This window comes from Pseudomonas lactucae (assembly GCF_016937615.1).
GTDB classification, from domain to species: domain Bacteria; phylum Pseudomonadota; class Gammaproteobacteria; order Pseudomonadales; family Pseudomonadaceae; genus Aquipseudomonas; species Aquipseudomonas lactucae.
Genome location: NZ_JAFHKI010000027.1, coordinates 1 through 14,955 on the forward strand (window position 1 = coordinate 1; position 14,955 = coordinate 14,955).

14 protein-coding genes and 2 pseudogenes are annotated in these 14,955 nt (G+C 60.8%); 5 read left to right on the forward strand and 11 right to left on the reverse strand.

The window, feature by feature from the left end; genetic code table 11:
* Window positions 1–29: 29 nt before the first annotated feature.
* The 4 genes from JWR98_RS05685 to minC all read right to left on the reverse strand — a co-directional run bounded on the left by JWR98_RS05685 (window position 30) and on the right by minC (window position 2,770).
* Complete coding sequence (locus JWR98_RS05685) at window positions 30–665, reverse strand: RluA family pseudouridine synthase (RefSeq protein WP_205489496.1); 636 nt, start codon at window positions 663–665, stop codon at window positions 30–32.
* A gap of 96 nt (window positions 666–761) precedes the next feature.
* Window positions 762–1,016 (reverse strand): cell division topological specificity factor MinE, encoded by a 255-nt coding sequence (minE, locus tag JWR98_RS05690; RefSeq protein WP_003175252.1) that lies wholly within the window; start codon window positions 1,014–1,016, stop codon window positions 762–764.
* Between the two features lie 3 nt (window positions 1,017–1,019).
* Window positions 1,020–1,832, reverse strand: coding sequence for a septum site-determining protein MinD (gene minD, locus JWR98_RS05695; RefSeq protein ID WP_003209098.1), 813 nt, complete (start codon window positions 1,830–1,832; stop codon window positions 1,020–1,022).
* A gap of 200 nt (window positions 1,833–2,032) precedes the next feature.
* Window positions 2,033–2,770 carry a septum site-determining protein MinC gene (gene minC, locus JWR98_RS05700; protein ID WP_078734088.1) on the reverse strand — a complete coding sequence of 246 codons (738 nt, stop codon included), beginning with the start codon at window positions 2,768–2,770 and terminating at the stop codon, window positions 2,033–2,035.
* 119 nt (window positions 2,771–2,889) lie between these two features.
* Between minC and JWR98_RS05705 the strand changes: the two genes are divergently transcribed.
* Together JWR98_RS05705 and JWR98_RS05710 are read left to right on the forward strand one after the other, a co-directional pair.
* A complete protein-coding gene (locus tag JWR98_RS05705) occupies window positions 2,890–3,822 on the forward strand; it encodes a lipid A biosynthesis lauroyl acyltransferase (protein ID WP_205489497.1) in 933 nt (310 codons plus the stop codon).
* 35 nt (window positions 3,823–3,857) lie between these two features.
* Window positions 3,858–5,005 (forward strand): annotated as a pseudogene (locus JWR98_RS05710) (patatin-like phospholipase family protein).
* Window positions 5,006–5,051: 46 nt separating this feature from the next.
* On the opposite strand, the gene JWR98_RS05715 reads toward JWR98_RS05710, so the two are convergent.
* The 6 genes and pseudogenes from JWR98_RS05715 to puuE form a co-directional block, all read right to left on the reverse strand.
* A complete protein-coding gene (locus JWR98_RS05715; RefSeq protein ID WP_078734056.1) occupies window positions 5,052–5,837 on the reverse strand; it encodes an outer membrane protein OmpK in 786 nt (261 codons plus the stop codon).
* A gap of 296 nt (window positions 5,838–6,133) precedes the next feature.
* A pseudogene (locus JWR98_RS05720) lies at window positions 6,134–7,412 on the reverse strand (urate hydroxylase PuuD).
* A 51-nt stretch (window positions 7,413–7,463) separates the two neighbouring features.
* Window positions 7,464–7,967: an ureidoglycolate lyase gene (locus tag JWR98_RS05725; RefSeq protein WP_003175245.1), complete on the reverse strand. Its 504-nt coding sequence runs from the start codon at window positions 7,965–7,967 to the stop codon at window positions 7,464–7,466.
* Window positions 7,968–8,108: 141 nt separating this feature from the next.
* Complete coding sequence (gene alc / locus JWR98_RS05730) at window positions 8,109–9,104, reverse strand: allantoicase (protein ID WP_078734054.1); 996 nt, start codon at window positions 9,102–9,104, stop codon at window positions 8,109–8,111.
* Window positions 9,105–9,146: 42 nt separating this feature from the next.
* A complete protein-coding gene (gene uraD / locus JWR98_RS05735) occupies window positions 9,147–9,662 on the reverse strand; it encodes a 2-oxo-4-hydroxy-4-carboxy-5-ureidoimidazoline decarboxylase (protein ID WP_078734053.1) in 516 nt (171 codons plus the stop codon).
* On the reverse strand, window positions 9,659–10,585 hold the full coding sequence (gene puuE / locus JWR98_RS05740; protein ID WP_078734052.1) for an allantoinase PuuE: 927 nt from the start codon (window positions 10,583–10,585) through the stop codon (window positions 9,659–9,661). The genes uraD and puuE overlap by 4 nt, the downstream gene beginning before the upstream one ends.
* A gap of 384 nt (window positions 10,586–10,969) precedes the next feature.
* Between puuE and uraH the strand changes: the two genes are divergently transcribed.
* The 3 genes from uraH (at window position 10,970) to JWR98_RS29315 (ending at window position 13,971) form a co-directional block, all read left to right on the forward strand.
* Window positions 10,970–11,323 carry a hydroxyisourate hydrolase gene (gene uraH / locus JWR98_RS05745; RefSeq protein WP_205489498.1) on the forward strand — a complete coding sequence of 118 codons (354 nt, stop codon included), beginning with the start codon at window positions 10,970–10,972 and terminating at the stop codon, window positions 11,321–11,323.
* 148 nt (window positions 11,324–11,471) lie between these two features.
* On the forward strand, window positions 11,472–12,659 hold the full coding sequence (locus JWR98_RS29310; protein WP_225908598.1) for a dermonecrotic toxin domain-containing protein: 1,188 nt from the start codon (window positions 11,472–11,474) through the stop codon (window positions 12,657–12,659).
* The gene (locus JWR98_RS29315) at window positions 12,646–13,971 is read left to right on the forward strand and encodes a hypothetical protein (RefSeq protein ID WP_225908599.1); all 1,326 of its coding nucleotides are present in this window, start codon (window positions 12,646–12,648) and stop codon (window positions 13,969–13,971) included. The genes JWR98_RS29310 and JWR98_RS29315 overlap by 14 nt, the downstream gene beginning before the upstream one ends.
* A gap of 337 nt (window positions 13,972–14,308) precedes the next feature.
* Here the strand turns inward: JWR98_RS29315 and JWR98_RS05755 are convergent, their stop codons facing one another.
* Window positions 14,309–14,947: a LysE family translocator gene (locus tag JWR98_RS05755; RefSeq protein WP_078734050.1), complete on the reverse strand. Its 639-nt coding sequence runs from the start codon at window positions 14,945–14,947 to the stop codon at window positions 14,309–14,311.
* Window positions 14,948–14,955 lie beyond the last annotated feature (8 nt).

Below are 14,955 nucleotides of genomic sequence, written 5' to 3' on the forward strand. Positions count from 1 at the left end.
CCTCCCACATTTTGACGGTATTGCCAATTTTAGAACGGGGCCGGGCACTCGAAGCGCAAGCGCTCGCCGCTTTGCGGATGCGTGAAGCTCAGCATGCTCGCGTGCAGGCACAGCCGCCGCCAGGCGGCCAGGGCTTGGTCATGGGCGTACAGGCCATCACCCAGTAGCGGATGGCCGATGGACAGCATATGCACGCGCAACTGGTGAGAGCGCCCGGTGATCGGCGTCAGCTCGACGCGGCACCAATCGCCGCAACGCTCCAGCACTTTCCAGAAGGTCAGCGCATGCTTGCCGAACTCGTGGTCCACCACATGACGCGGCTTGGTCGGTGGGTCATAGCGCAGGGGCAGGTCGATGCTGCCGCTGTCCAGCGCCGGTTGGCCCCAGGCCAGGGCGGTGTAGGCTTTTTCGGTTTCACGGTCGTGAAACTGGCGCGACAGTTCGCGATGGGTATCGGCGTCCCGCGCCAGCAGGATGATCCCCGAGGTCTCCCAGTCCAGGCGATGGACGATACGGGCTTCGGGGTAGCCGTTTTCCTGCAGGCGGGTGATCAGGCAGTCCTTGTTGTCGTCGGCGCGGCCAGGCACCGAGAGCAACAGAGTCGGCTTGTTCACCACCAGGACAGCGTCGTCCTGATAAAGGATGTGGATATTGGACAGCGGCATTAAACAGCCTCGTAACAAACGCCAACGGCGGCTCGCCCACCCAGTCCCCCGATGAGGGCCAGGGTGAACGAGCCGCCGTGGCGGCCGCCTGTTCGATCAGCGATCAGGCAGGGTGATATTGAGTTCCAGAATCGAGCAGCTGCCGTCATTTTCCAGGGCGACATGCACGTCATCGTTACCGATATTGACGTACTTGCGGATCACCTCGACCAGTTCCTTCTGCAAGGCCGGCAGGTAGTCCGGGGTGCTGCGTTGGCCGCGTTCGTGCGCCACGATGATCTGTAGACGCTCTTTCGCGACCGATGCGGTGCTTGGTTTTTTGTTGGCGCGAAAGAAGTCGAGAAATTTCATTGTTTAGTTGCCTCCAAAGATACGCTCGAAGAATCCCTTCTTCTTTACATCGAGGAAGCGATGTTCCACGGTCTTGCCCAGCAGGCGATCAACAGCATCGCTGTACGCCTGGCCGGCGTCGCTCTGGTCGTCAAGAATCACTGGCACGCCCTGGTTGGACGCCTTCAGCACAGCCTGGGATTCCGGGATCACGCCCAGCAGGGTCACCGCGAGGATTTCCTTGACGTCTTCAACGCCGAGCATTTCGCCGTTGCTGACGCGCTCGGGGTTGTAGCGGGTGAGCAGCAGGTGTTCCTTGATCGGGTCTTCGCCTTTCTCGGCGCGCTGGGATTTGCTGGCCAAAAGGCCGAGCATGCGGTCCGAGTCACGTACCGAGGAAACTTCCGGGTTGGTCACCACGATGGCTTCATCGGCGAAGTACATCGCCAGGTGAGCACCGGTTTCGATACCGGCCGGGGAGTCGCACACCACGTATTCGAAGGTTTCCTTCAGTTCGGCGAGGACCTTGCCTACGCCTTCCTTGGTCAACGCATCCTTGTCACGGGTCTGGCTGGCAGCCAGCACGTACAGGTTCTCAAGGCGCTTGTCCTTGATCAGGGCCTGTTGCAGGTTGGCTTCGCCGTTCACCACGTTGACGAAGTCATACACCACGCGACGTTCGCAGCCCATGATCAGGTCGAGGTTACGCAAACCGACGTCGAAGTCGACGATGACTGTCTTGTGGCCGCGCAGAGCGAGGCCGGTACCGATAGCGGCGCTGGTGGTGGTCTTACCCACACCACCCTTGCCGGATGTAACCACGAGAATCTTGGCCAAGGTGTTTCACCCCTAAGGAAAAAGGACTTTTCAGCCCCTGAAAAACATCTCTTGGAACTCGCTGCAGGCGGACAGCCCTTGTAGGAAAAAGATGTGGCTTCCACGGGGAAACGCCAACTTCCAATTATTCCTACGCAAGTCTTGCCGGTTTCGCTGTGCTATCAGAGTCTAGAGATGCTTGGAAAATGCGGCAGTATCCGTTAAAGCCGGGTGATGTTCAACACATCGCCCGACAGGCTGACCTGCACCCCGGCTCCCCACAGCGGATCACGGCGCAAATCTTCGGAAACCTTGTACCGGCCTGCGATGGACACCAGCTCAGCGGTCAACTGCTGACAAAAAATACGCGCCTTGGTATCACCCTTGATGCCGGCGAGTGCACGTCCGCGCATCGGGCCGTATACATGGATATTGCCATCGGCGAGAAGTTCCGCGCCGGGGCTGACCGAGGAGATCACCACCAGGTCGCTGCCTTCGGCGTAAATCTGCTGCCCGCCGCGTACGGGCGTGGTGATGATCTTTGTAGGCTTGATCGTCGGCTCTGGTGGTTTTTCCGGTTTTTTCTTCACTTCGTCGACTAACGGTTCAAGCGGACGCTCGCGCGCACCGGACGGCGGCAGTACTGGCAGTTCAATGGCGATGGCTGCGGCGATGTCTTCGATACGGCTGGCGCGGATGGCCAGGGTGCGCAGGCCATGGGAGCGGCACACGCGCATCAGGCCGGGCAGATCGATAGCGCCCTGGCCGGCGGGGAGTTTGTCCAGGGCCAGTACCAGCGGGGCATTGTTGAAGAAGTTCGGCGCCAGGGCGACCTTGGCGGCCAGTTGGCGGTCCAGGGCATCCAGGTCGTTGCGGGCCAGTTCCAGCACGGTGATGGCGAGCATGCTGCCTTTCAGCTGGAACACGGGATCTTGGTCTAGCGGTTCGGTTTGGCTCATGGTCGGCATAAAGCGGCTTGTCACGAAAAGTGTCGAGACTTATAACGAGAACACTCACCCGCCGCAAGTCGAGTCGAACCGTTGTAGAATGCGCGGCCCTGTCTTTACCGGAATCTGTAATGGATCGCCCGCGTTTTCGAGCTGTATTTCTTCACCCGCGTTTCTGGCTATTGTGGCTGGGGCTCGGCCTGTTGTGGCTGGTCACTCGGTTGCCGTACCGTGCGCTGCGTGCCATTGGTCGGTTGCTGGGCGCGGGGATGTACCGTGTCGCCGGCGAACGTCGCCGCATCGCCGCGCGCAACCTGGAACTGTGCTTCCCGGAAAAAACCGCCAAAGAGCGTAAGCACCTGCTCAAGCAGAACTTTGCCTCCACCGGCATCGCCTTCTTTGAAATGGCCATGAGCTGGTGGTGGTCGCGCCAGCGCCTGGCGCGCCTGGCCCATGTCGAAGGCCTTGAACACCTCAAGCAGGCGCAACTGGACGGCAAGGGCGTGATCCTCATGGCCCTGCACTTCACCACCCTGGAAATCGGCGCGGCGCTGCTCGGGCAGAAGCACACCATTGATGGTATGTACCGTGAGCACGGCAACCCGCTGTTCGACTTTATCCAGCGCCGTGGGCGCGAGCGCCACAACCTTGATTCCCTGGCCATCGAGCGCGAAGACGTCCGCGGTATGCTCAAGTTGCTGCGCGCCGGCCGTGCCATCTGGTATGCGCCGGACCAGGACTACGGCGCCAAGCAAAGCGTGTTCGTGCCGCTGTTCGGCATCCAGGCCGCCACGGTCACCGCCACCAGCAAGTTCGCCAAGTTGGGCAAGGCCTTGGTGGTGCCGTTCACCCAGGAGCGCCTGGCCGATGGCAGCGGTTACCGCCTGGTCATCCACCCGCCGTTGAGCGATTTTCCCGGTGAAAGCGATGAGGCGGACTGCCTGCGCATCAACCAATGGGTTGAAGCCGCCGTGCGCGAATGCCCCGAGCAATACCTGTGGACGCACCGGCGCTTCAAGAGCCGGCCACCGGGTGAACCCAAGCTGTACGAAAAACGCCGCTGATCAGTCAGATCTTTCCCCCTTTATGGAGTGACGCAATGCGCCCAGCTGAACCGGTTACAGGCTTGATTCTTTCCGGCGGCGGGGCGCGAGCGGCGTATCAGGTGGGGGTATTGGCGGCGATTGCCGAATTGTTGCCGCCGGGGGCACCGAATCCTTTTCCGGTGATCGTCGGTACCTCGGCGGGCGCGATCAACGCGGTGAGCCTGGCCAGCGGTGCAATGGACTTCACGGCGGCCGTGCAACGGCTTACCGCCTTCTGGCAGGGCTTTCGCAGCCATCTGGTGTTGCGCAGCGACTGGCCAGGGGTGGTTCGCCAGGCGAGTCGCTTCCTGATCCACAGCCTGTTGGGCCTGGGTCGGCAGTTCCCAGTGGCGCTGCTCAACAGTTCGCCGCTGCGCGATTTGCTGCAGGACAAACTGCAGCTGGCGGGTATCGACGAGGCGATCCGGCAACGGCACCTGCATGCGGTAGCGGTGACCGCGTTCGGCTACGAGTCCGGGCAAGCGGTGACCTTCTACCAAGGTCGCGGCACCCTCGACGCGTGGCTGCGTCACCGGCGTATCGGCGTCCCCACCCAACTGACGGTTGAACACCTGCTGGCCAGTTCCGCGATCCCGTTGCTGTTTGCCCCGGTGAAGCTTGACGAGGAATACTTCGGCGACGCGCCGTGCGTCAATCGGCGCCAATCAGCCCGGCCCTGCACCTGGGCGCCAGCCGCGTGCTGGTGGTGGGGGTCAGCGGCAACCCAAGGGGCAACGAGCCGGCGATACAACGCACCTACACCGGCCAGCAACCGACCCTGGCACAGATCGGTGGGCACATGCTCAACAGCACGTTCATCGACAGCCTGGAAAGTGACATTGAGTTGCTGGAGCGCTTGAACCAGTTCAGCCATTTGCAGCCGGCCGACAGCGCAGCCCGTGGCCTGGCACCGGTGGAGGTGCTGGTGATCGCACCCAGCCAGCCGATCGATGAAATCGCGGCGCGCCATCGCCAGGAATTGCCGGCGGCGTTGCGTTTGTTCCTGCGTGGGCCGGGAGCGACCAAGACGAGCGGGGCGGGGGTGTTGAGTTACTTGTTGTTCGAGGCAGGCTATTGCAGCGAGTTGATCGAGCTGGGACGCAGTGATGCGTTGGCCAAGCGTGAGGAAATCACACGGTTCTTAGGTCTACCGACGACCTGAATGTGGGAGGGAGCACGCTCCCTCCCACATTGGTTTGCAGTGGACCTTAGAAGTGATACTTGACCAGGAAACTCGCCGTGTCCTGCGTCGTCTTGAATGCGCCCGAATCTTCGATCCCGTATTTGTTCTTCCAGTAGTCGTATTCAAAACCGACATACAGCTGCTTATCGCCCCAATGCAGCGCCTTGCCCAAGTCGTATTTGACCTGTGGGTTGAAGTGCAGGTTGGCGTGATAAGTGCCACGGGCGTTCTTGTCGTTGTCCACCACCCAGTCCATGAAACCGTCGATCAACACATCGGAGTTGCCCACGGGCAGGGTGTACGACCACACCGGGGTGATCTGCCACACGCCGTCGCCGGGGCGGTTGCCTTCGGTCTGGCGCTGGTAGAAGTTCAATTGGAAGTAGTCGAAGCCCGGGATGTTCAAATCGAATGCCGGACCCAGCAGATAGGACTCGTTATCGCCCTCGCCGAATTCGTAAGTGAAGGCCAGCAACACATCCTTGATCGGGCCGAAGGACAGGTCCTTGTCGAGAATCTTGCCGAATGACAACCGTGGACTGAACTCGCCGTAGTAAGTATTCGGGCCGACGTTGCCGTCTTCCTTGCCGTTGTAAAAGATGCGGTCGAGGAAGAAGAAGTTGTCGCCGTACTTCCACGCATCGGCGTGTTCGAACGTGACGGTCTGCTGGATCTGCGGGTTGACGGTAAAGCTCTTGCCCCACAGGTAGGTCAGGCTGTTGTTCTGCCACTGCAACATGTCACCGGCCACGGCCTGGCCGCCGGCCAGCAGTGATCCTGCCAACACCAGGCTTTTGAACATAGGTTTCATTCGGTTGCTCCCGAGCTAAAGTTTTATGTTTTTTTTAATCTGGCGCTCTAGGTGTGGCGCCTTTGGATTCGCTGAAAAACTCGTCTGATTGGTCAGCTTTGTGGCTACAGCAAAAGCCGCGCCAAGGCGATAAAACCACCGTCGATTCAAGCGGGCGCGGAGAATACTGGCTCCCACGTCCGGGCTCAAGTGCGCCGTTACAGCGCGCACAGGGCGACAATGGGGCATGCTTCAGGTGTGGGGGGAGCACGTCGAATCGTCGTGCCGCCCCTCCCACAGGGAGTTGTGTGAATCAGTTAGTTGGTATGTGCGCCCTGATTGATCCAGGTACCAATCAAGTCCCGCTCCTGCTGGGTCATCTGGGTGATGTTGCCCAACGGCATGATCTGGCTGGCCACGGCCTGCGCTTGAATGCGCGCCGCCTGCTGCTGGATCTGCGCCGGGGTGTCGAACATCACGCCGGCTGGCGCGGTGCTGAACAGCGGGCTGGTCGGTTTGGCCGAGTGGCACACCGCACAGCGTTCCTGGATCACCCCGTGCACCTTGTCGAAATCAATCGTCGCCTGGGCGGGCGCCGGTGCAGCTTCAGCAGCCGGCGCCGCGGGTTTCAAACCACCGCCCAATGCGGTTTCCGGCAGTGGCTGGTACTCGATGGCCGCCGTGCTTGGCTATCGGCTCTGCCGGCCTGGGCCCGGTGACGTACGCCAGGCTGATCATCGCCAACGCGCCCACGGGTAAGGTCCACGCATACTTCTGGCTGTTGTGGCGCGTGTTGAAGTAGTGCCGCACCAACACCGCCGCCACCGCGATACCGGCCAGGATCAGCCAGTTGTATTGGCTGCCGTAGGTGCTCGGGAAGTGGTTGCTGATCATGATGAACAGCACCGGCAAGGTGAAGTAGTTGTTGTGGCGTGAACGCAGCAAACCCTTGGCCGGCAGGGCCGGGTCGGGCGTGCGGTTTTCGGCGATGGCCGCCACCAGCGCGCGCTGCGCCGGCATGATGATGCGGAACACGTTGCCCACCATGATCGTGCCGATCACCGCACCCACGTGCAGGTAGGCGCCACGGCCGCTGAACACCTTGCTGAAGCCGTAGGCCGCCGCAATCAACAGCACGAACAGGATGAAACCGAGCAGGGCGGGGCGCTTGCCCAGGGCCGAGTCGCAGAGGAAGGAGTAGATGAACCAGCCGGCGAACAGTGAGCCGATGCCCAGCAACACGCCTTCGGTGCCGCTGAGCGTGCTGCCGGGGGCGAGCAGGTACAGCGTCGGGTTGAGGTAGAACACCACGCACAGCAGCGCGACGCCCGACATCCAGGTGAAATAGGCTTCCCATTTGAACCAGTGCAGGTTGTCCGGCATCGTCGGCGGGGCCAGCTTGTATTTTTCCAGGTGGTAGATACCGCCACCGTGGATCGCCCACAAGTCACCGGCCAGGCCGCTCTTGGGGTTGACGCGATTAAGGTTGTTTTCCAGCCAGACAAAGTAGAAAGAAGCGCCGATCCAGGCGACGCCGGTGATCATGTGAACCCAGCGCACGCTCAGGTTCAGCCATTCCAACAGATGTGCTTCCACAGTCTTTACCTCTCGCCTGTCACCCTTGTTGTCGGGTGATCCGGCCTTCTCTTATTGGTGGGGGGCGAGGATCAACCGCTCATCCTCTTCAAAAAAATGCTCATCGCAGTTATTGCCTGTGCCACTGCGATCAACCACCAGGAAGTCATCCCGCTTTTCGATCGTCAGCACCGGGTGGTGCCAGACGCCGCGATGGTAATTGATGCCCTGCCTGCCGTTGGTAACGAAGGCGCGGACCAAGCCCGATACAGGTGCATCGCCAAGTGGCGCGACCACGATCAGAAAGGGGTTGCCGAGCAGCGGAATGAAGGCCTGGCTGCCCAGCGGGTGTCTCTCCAGCATGCACACGGTCAGCGGCATATCCAGCGCGTCGGCGCGAAAGATGCTGATGATGGCGTGGTCTTCAGGCTGTGCTGTTTCGACGGTCGCCAGTTTGTGAAAACGCATGGTCGACCCGTTGTTGATCATGAAGTGATCGCTGCCGTCGGTTTCGATAACGTCGCCGAATGGAGCGAAGGCTTCTTTGGTCAGGGGTTCGATCATCAGTGTGCGCATGGCTGTCTCTTATCCGAATGCTGTGTTGTTTGCTTTTGTGGCGAGGGCGCTTGCTCCCGCTGGGCTGCGTAGCGGCCCTGAAATCCTGGGAGCGCTTCGCACTCCAGCGCGAGCAAGCGCCCTCGCCACAGGGGTCATCGCTTATTTCGCTACTTTGCCCAGGACACGCAGGCGACTCACACCGCCATCCGGGAACACATTCAAGCGGATGTGGGTGATCGGCCCCAGCGCCTTGATCTGCTCGGCGAAGGTGTGTTCGGCGTGCATTTCCAGTTTCTGTGCCGGCAGCAGTTCGCGCCAGAACAGTGACTGGGTTTCGATCTGGCTGTCGGTACCGCCCTTGACGAAGGCGCCCTGGATCGAGCAAGTGTCTGGGTAGTTGCCCTTGAAGTGCAGGGTGTCGACGACGATCTTTTCGATCTCGCCCGGGTGGCCCAGCGCGACGATTACCCAGTCATTGCCAGGCGTACGACGACGCGCGGTTTCCCAGCCGTCACCCATGTTGATGCCACGGCCCGGGTTGAGGATGTTGCTCATGCGCCCGAAGTGTTCATCGGAGCAGGCCAGCGCACGACCGCCGTTCAGAGCGGCCGCCAGGTCGACCTGTTCGTTGTCGCCCACCGAAGACCAGTCGCGGAACGGCACGCCGTACACACGCAGACGGGCCACGCCGCCATCCGGGTAGATATTGAAGCGCAGGTGGCTGAACGCCTGGTCGTTGCTGATCTCGTGGTAGTGGTGGCTGTTGCCTTGCAGCTCGACGGCCGACAGCACTTCGGTCCACTGGGTGTTTTCGTCCGGCTCGCCCGAAGCCAGGAAGCAGGCTTCCAGGGAGGCCGACGGCGGGAAGTTGCCGGTGAAGAATGAAGTGTCGATGTCCACGCCCTTGATTCGGCCCGGTACGCCCAGTTGGATCACCGCGCTGTCGTAGCCTTCGAAACGCTTGCGGCGCGATTCCCAGCCGTCCATCCACTTGCCGTTGTCGTCGAAAACACCCTCCTTCCACACGGCCGGGGTCGGCTGGAACAGGCGGTTGGCGTCGGCGAACCAGTCATCGGTCACCGAAAGAATCTTGGTGCCCAGGCGGGCGTCGGCCAGGTTGACGAACTTTTCGAAAGGTACTGCGTAAGCTTTCATTCTTCTTGTCTGCCTTAAAGAGAGTGGCTGGGGATGGACTGCTTAGAGGGTCAATAAACGGAACAACGCGATCTTGTTGATCTCGTCCAGCGCGCACTTGAACTCGGCGTCTGCAGTGTTGTGAATGCGCGTTTCGAACGCGGCAAGGATCTGGTGCCGGTTGCTGCCTTTTACCGCCATGATGAAGGGAAACTTGAACTTGGCCTTGTAGGCATCGTTCAGCTCGGTGAAGCGCGAGAACTCGTCGCGCGTGCATTGGTGAATCCCCGCGCCAGCCTGTTCATCGGTGCTGGCTTGGGTCAGTTGGCCCTGGACGGCGGCACGGCCTGCCAGGTCCGGGTGAGCGTTGATCAACGCCAGTTGACTGGCATGATCGGCACTCAACAGGATGTCGCTCATGCGCTGGTGCAGGGTTTCGATCTGGTCGATCGAGGTGTCCTGGCCCAGGTCGAAGGCCTTTTCGGCCACCCAGGGCGAATGTTCGTAGATATCGGCAAAGGCGGCGACAAACGCGTCGCGGCTCAGGGTCGAGGGTTTCAGGGTGTGGAACGCCGTCATTTCGCCGCTCCCGTGCAGGGGTGGGTTGCGTGCCAGTGGCGGGCAATATCGACACGACGGGTGAACCACACCTGTTCGTGGCTTTTGGCGTATTCGATAAAGCGCTTCAGCGACGCCAAGCGGGCAGGGCGGCCGATCAGGCGGCAATGCAGGCCGATGGAGAGCATCTTCGGCGCCTCGGCCCCTTCGGCATAAAGCACGTCGAAGGCGTCCTTGAGGTACTCGAAAAAGTCATCGCCTTTATTGAAACCCTGCACCTGGGTAAAGCGCATGTCATTGGTGTCCAGGGTATAGGGGATCACCAGGTGCGGTTTGCCGGTGGGGGTGTTGGGTTCCCAGTAGGGCAGGTCATCGTCGTAGGTGTCGCAGTCATACAGGAAACCGCCTTCTTCCATCACCAGCCGCCGCGTATTGGGGCCGGTGCGCCCGGTGTACCAACCCAGCGGGCGCTCGCCGGTCAGTTCGGTGAGGATGCGGATGGCCTCGAGCATGTGCTCGCGTTCCTGGGCCTCGTCCATGTACTGATAGTCGATCCAGCGGTAACCGTGGCTGCAGATCTCGTGACCGGCCTGGACCATGGCGCGGATCACCTCCGGATGGCGCTGGGCGGCCATGGCCACTGCGAAGACGGTCAGCGGGATGTCGAATGCCTTGAACAGCTTGAGGATGCGCCACACGCCGGCACGGCTGCCGTATTCGTACAGCGACTCCATGCTCATGTTGCGTTCGCCCTGCAAGGGCTGGGCCGAGACCATTTCCGAAAGGAAGGCTTCGGACTCTTTGTCGCCATGCAAAATGTTGCGCTCGCCGCCTTCTTCGTAGTTGAGTACGAACGACAGCGCGATGCGTGCCTTGCCCGGCCAGTGGGGGTGAGGAGGGTTACTGCCGTAACCGATCAGGTCGCGTGGGTAGTCAGCGCTCACTGCAGTCTTCCTTCTTGTGCGTGGTAGCAAGTGTGTGGCGGCCGGCGCGAAGACCTGGTGGCGTCACAGCGATGGGCTGATTGTATACAACTTGCCGGTCACTTTGTAAGCCTGTATTTCTGCATTTTTTCCAGCCCACCGTCATCGCTTAGCGTTGCAAGAAACTTGCCCAACTGGTCAATAAATGGATGAAAGGTCTTTTAAAAGCAAGGCTCAATAAGTATCTGTTGCAAGGAGGGAGGTTCAAAGGCTCGCGCAAAAGTTTGTGATTTTTATTGTGTACAATTTTTATTAAAAGTGTCTTAATCGGCCCATCACCGGCTTTTCATGCACCTGCAAAGGTGCGGCCTATCTTCACTCGACTCAATAAGGGAGCCCGGATTCATGGGACGACTGACCACACACGTACTGGATGCGGCTCACGGCTGCCCCGGCAGCGCCATCCAGGTTGAACTGTACCGCGTCGAAGGCACGCGGCTGGAACTCGTCGCCACGGCCCTGACCAACAGCGACGGCCGTTGCGATGCGCCGCTGCTGCAAGGTGTCGACTACTGCAGCGGCGTCTATCAGTTGCAGTTCAGCGCCGGCGATTACTACCGTGCCCGTGGTGTGCAGTTGCCCGAACCGGCTTTCCTGGATGTGGTGGTGCTGCGCTTCGGCATCAGTGCCGAGCAAGATCACTATCACGTTCCTCTGCTGATTTCGCCCTACAGCTACTCGACCTACCGAGGCAGCTGAGTCATCACCGCGCCCCCCAAAGCTCTTCGTTGGTTTTTCGCCCGCCCACACTGCGGGCTTTTTTTGTCTGTTGCCGGTTCAACTATCTAACGCCTGTTGTCCCTCTGCGCTGCCTAGGCTCGCTGTTTTGTTGAAGGAGGACAACACAGTGGCCCCAGCTATCGAACCTTCCATCGCCGTGTCGCCCGTCGACACTGACGACGTGGACGACGATCCGCAGGCTGCCGCCGAGGTTCAGTCAACGGCCATTCGCCAAGCACTCACGCTGCGGATCAATAGGGCGTCGTACCCCAGTCGCTTGATCAATCAGATCGCACTTGCCGACCGTCGCAGTGCCGACGCCACGCAGGTGCTTGCCCGCTGGCTGGCGCGCTCGCCAAAAATACTGCGGGTGATCCGCGTCGAACTGTACAAGGCCTTCGAACTTGACCCGGACAGCCTGTTGTTCACCGAGCCTGTGCGGCCAGGCGTGCCGACAAAGGTCGACAGCTTGACGGACCGCGCCTTGTTGCTGCTGGTGCTGCCGTCGGTGCCGATCAATATCAATCAATTCACCACGCTGAGCGTAAAGGGCGACCCTGCGCGCCGGTTACCCTACACGCCGTTGGAGGCGCTGCAACGGGTGATCGCGCTGAAGCTGCTCGACCGGCTGGGCGGCGCGGTCAGCGATTATTGGAATACCTTGGCCGCCGGCTCCTGGCTCACCCGTCAGGAGCGCTGGGCCGAATTGCACGCCGGACACTTCGCCGACCGGGCGTTTGTGGCGTGGCAATTGGATGAGCTGTCTCAGGCGGGAATGGCGCTGCTGCAGGCATTGATCGACGCACCCAGCGTCGCGGATCGCCAGCGCGCGGGCGGCGACTGGGCGAGCGTGCGCGCATGCCCTTTGTTGTGGCCCGGTCAGGCTCGGGTGGCGATTCCGGGTGCACTGCATGTTTATCGTGAAGTCGATCCCGCTGAGGCGCCGCATGTGATCTACCTGCCGGGTATGGCGCGCAATTTCTATGAATACCGCTCATTTGCCGGTCTTCAGCAGGGCCTGGTGACGCTGACGTCAGCGCCGTCGTTCGATGAACTCTGGCAGTGCATGCCTGTGAAGCGTCGCCATGAGTTGAGTCGGTCCACACCCGCGACGCCGACCTCTTGCGTATTTCGCGGCGCGCTGATCACCGGCGATGCCCTGGCGCTGAGTGCGCGCGCATTGCTGGACGGGCAGTGGAACAATGAACTGACCTGTGCCCTCATGATCAACCTGGCCCATGTGTATTCCCCCACGCGGCCGCGGCCTGCGCCGCTGAAGGCCGTGCCTTTTCTGACCCTCGGTGACGCCAGATGAAGTCGAGCGGCAAACCCGCGAACAGATGGCCGGTGATCCGCACAGTTGGCTGGCGCTGGTGCCCACGTCCCAGGTCAACGCGTTGGCGCTGCTTTACCGGGCGACCGTGCTCGATCTTCTACGGCGTACCCAGGCCGCCAGCCGTTCGCGCACAGCCCTGGAACAGTATCGAACCCGTCGCCTCAGGGAGCAGAGCGCTACGCGACGAGGGCCGTTGGTGGGTTTTTTTTCTCCGCTGTTCGGCATGGTCAACGATGTTTACGAACTGCTGCTCGCAGCGCGCCGCTATCACCGTTTCGGCGACCCCCGCGACGCGGTCGATGTGGCGTTCCTGAGTGTGTTCCTGGCGGCCGATTTGTTGATGAACGCGCTACCCGTGCCCAAAGCCGGCGTTGCAGCGGCGCGTGGGGTGCGTCGCTCACTGGGGGCTGCGTTGGGGCGTATACGCCGCTTGCAGTTGACGCCGCAATCGCAGTTTTCCGGGGCAGTATCTGCAGCTTCGCTCAAATCCCTGGAGCGTTTCGGGATCAAGGGTGTCCCCGAAGGTTCGGTGGCTTTGAAAGGACCCGGCAACAAGGGCGTCTATGTAAAAAATGGCGAGTCATTCGTGGCGGACGACACACACCATTACCCGGTGTATCGGCGTGAAAACGAACAGTGGTTGCGCTTGAAAAATGCGCAGTCGCCGGGGGAGAACGAATTGATTCTGCAGATCCATCAGCCCAGGGAGTGGTTGCTGGGGGCGGATGCACCTCAGCCGGGGCCGAGTTCGGGCGTGCTCAATCCCTGGCGTGCGCCTCGTTCGCCTTCACCGGACTGGCAGCCTCCCAGGCAATACGCGCAGACCGAAGCATTGATTCGGGGGTCGTCCACCACGTCCAGTCACTGGCACGCATGGCGCACTCAAATTCGTGCGGATGAGCAGTGGAGTGCCCCGACGCTAGGCGTGGTTCGTCTTACTTCGGCTTCCCAAGGCACTGCCCGCGATGTGCTGCGCATTGGCATGAACTATGGAAGCGTGCTGGATCCAAGGACCCGCTTCTACAGATTGCTGTCCCCGGGCGATCACGCCCCGTTGAACCGTATCGCGTTTATCACCCGGGAGGAGCCGATGGCTATGTCAGCCCGTAGCACCCTAGAACGTTGGACAAGCACTGCGCTTGATGAGCAGCCTATGCCGGTATCACACACACCGGCGGGTGAGTGGCAAGTGCACGCGCCACTGTTTAACCGGCCCTTGGAGGTACCTGCAGCTGGCTTTCCCAGCCATGACTCCCAACAGCCGCAGGTTTGCCGTTGCCAGAATGATTAAATTGGCGGCAGGCCCTGACCACACGGCAACGGCCAGCCTACTGTGTACGACTTTCGGGTACTGCGTAGTTCGACGCGGACTCACGAATCAATCGTGATTTCTCGTCAGTCCGACAGGGTTTACTACCTGTTATACCAATGGCTTGACGGGCCGAGTATCGAGTTGGGGCGGAGACTTTCGGATGATTGGATTACCGTCGCCATGAGACAGCATCGACGTATGCCTGTGATGGATACGGTCCAACTGCAGATGCAAACGCAGCAGTTGGGCCGGATCGTGGCGGGCATCCAGTGGTCCACCGGGCTCTCCCTCTCAAGGCCGCCCACCGTCTATTTCATTAAAGTGGGCCTCTGACCTTCATCAACGACGCCACACCGGCGCAGCCGAACAACCCGGCACTGATGCGGTTGAACCAGCTCTGGCCCGCTCCGCTGCGCAGATACCGCGCAGCGCCATGGGCGCCCAGGCCATAGGCCAGCTTGCACAGCAGATCGAGCAGGCTCCAGGTCGCGATCATCACCAGCAGTTGCGGAAAAAACGGCTGTTGGCTATCGAGAAACTGCGGCAGAAAGGCGGCAAAAAACAGAATGTCCTTGGGGTTGCTGGCGCCCAGCACGAAGGCCCGACCGAACAATGCGCGAAAACGTGGCACGGCCGGTGTCTGTGGGACTTCGGCACCCTGAGACGGTTGCCGCGATTGCTGCCAGCTCTGCCAGGCGAGGTAGAACAGGTACAGCGCGCCGACGATCTTCAGCGCACTGAACAGTTGTTCGGACGCCAGCAACAACGCGCCCAAGCCGAGGGCCGAAGCACTCAACAGGCAGATCGAGGCAAACACGCCCCCGAGAAACGCCGGGTACGAACGGCGCAGGCCGTAGTTGAGGCTGTTGCTGATCATCAGCAACGACAACGGGCCGGGGATCAGGATCACGATCAAGGCGGCGCCACTGAACAGCAGCCAGGTTTCAGTCGTCATTTCATTGC

Bases quoted from the DNA above. Each gene is read 5' to 3' on its own strand.
- JWR98_RS05725 (WP_003175245.1), bottom strand. From the start codon at position 7,967: ATGCGCACACTGATGATCGAACCCCTGACCAAAGAAGCCTTCGCTCCA.
- minE (WP_003175252.1), bottom strand. From the start codon at position 1,016: ATGAAATTTCTCGACTTCTTTCGCGCCAACAAAAAACCAAGCACCGCA.
- JWR98_RS05705 (WP_205489497.1), top strand. From the start codon at position 2,890: ATGGATCGCCCGCGTTTTCGAGCTGTATTTCTTCACCCGCGTTTCTGG.
- JWR98_RS05685 (WP_205489496.1), bottom strand. From the start codon at position 665: ATGCCGCTGTCCAATATCCACATCCTTTATCAGGACGACGCTGTCCTG.
- JWR98_RS05755 (WP_078734050.1), bottom strand. From the start codon at position 14,947: ATGACGACTGAAACCTGGCTGCTGTTCAGTGGCGCCGCCTTGATCGTG.
- alc (WP_078734054.1), bottom strand. From the start codon at position 9,104: ATGAAAGCTTACGCAGTACCTTTCGAAAAGTTCGTCAACCTGGCCGAC.
- minC (WP_078734088.1), bottom strand. From the start codon at position 2,770: ATGAGCCAAACCGAACCGCTAGACCAAGATCCCGTGTTCCAGCTGAAA.
- uraD (WP_078734053.1), bottom strand. From the start codon at position 9,662: ATGACGGCGTTCCACACCCTGAAACCCTCGACCCTGAGCCGCGACGCG.
- uraH (WP_205489498.1), top strand. From the start codon at position 10,970: ATGGGACGACTGACCACACACGTACTGGATGCGGCTCACGGCTGCCCC.
- JWR98_RS05715 (WP_078734056.1), bottom strand. From the start codon at position 5,837: ATGAAACCTATGTTCAAAAGCCTGGTGTTGGCAGGATCACTGCTGGCC.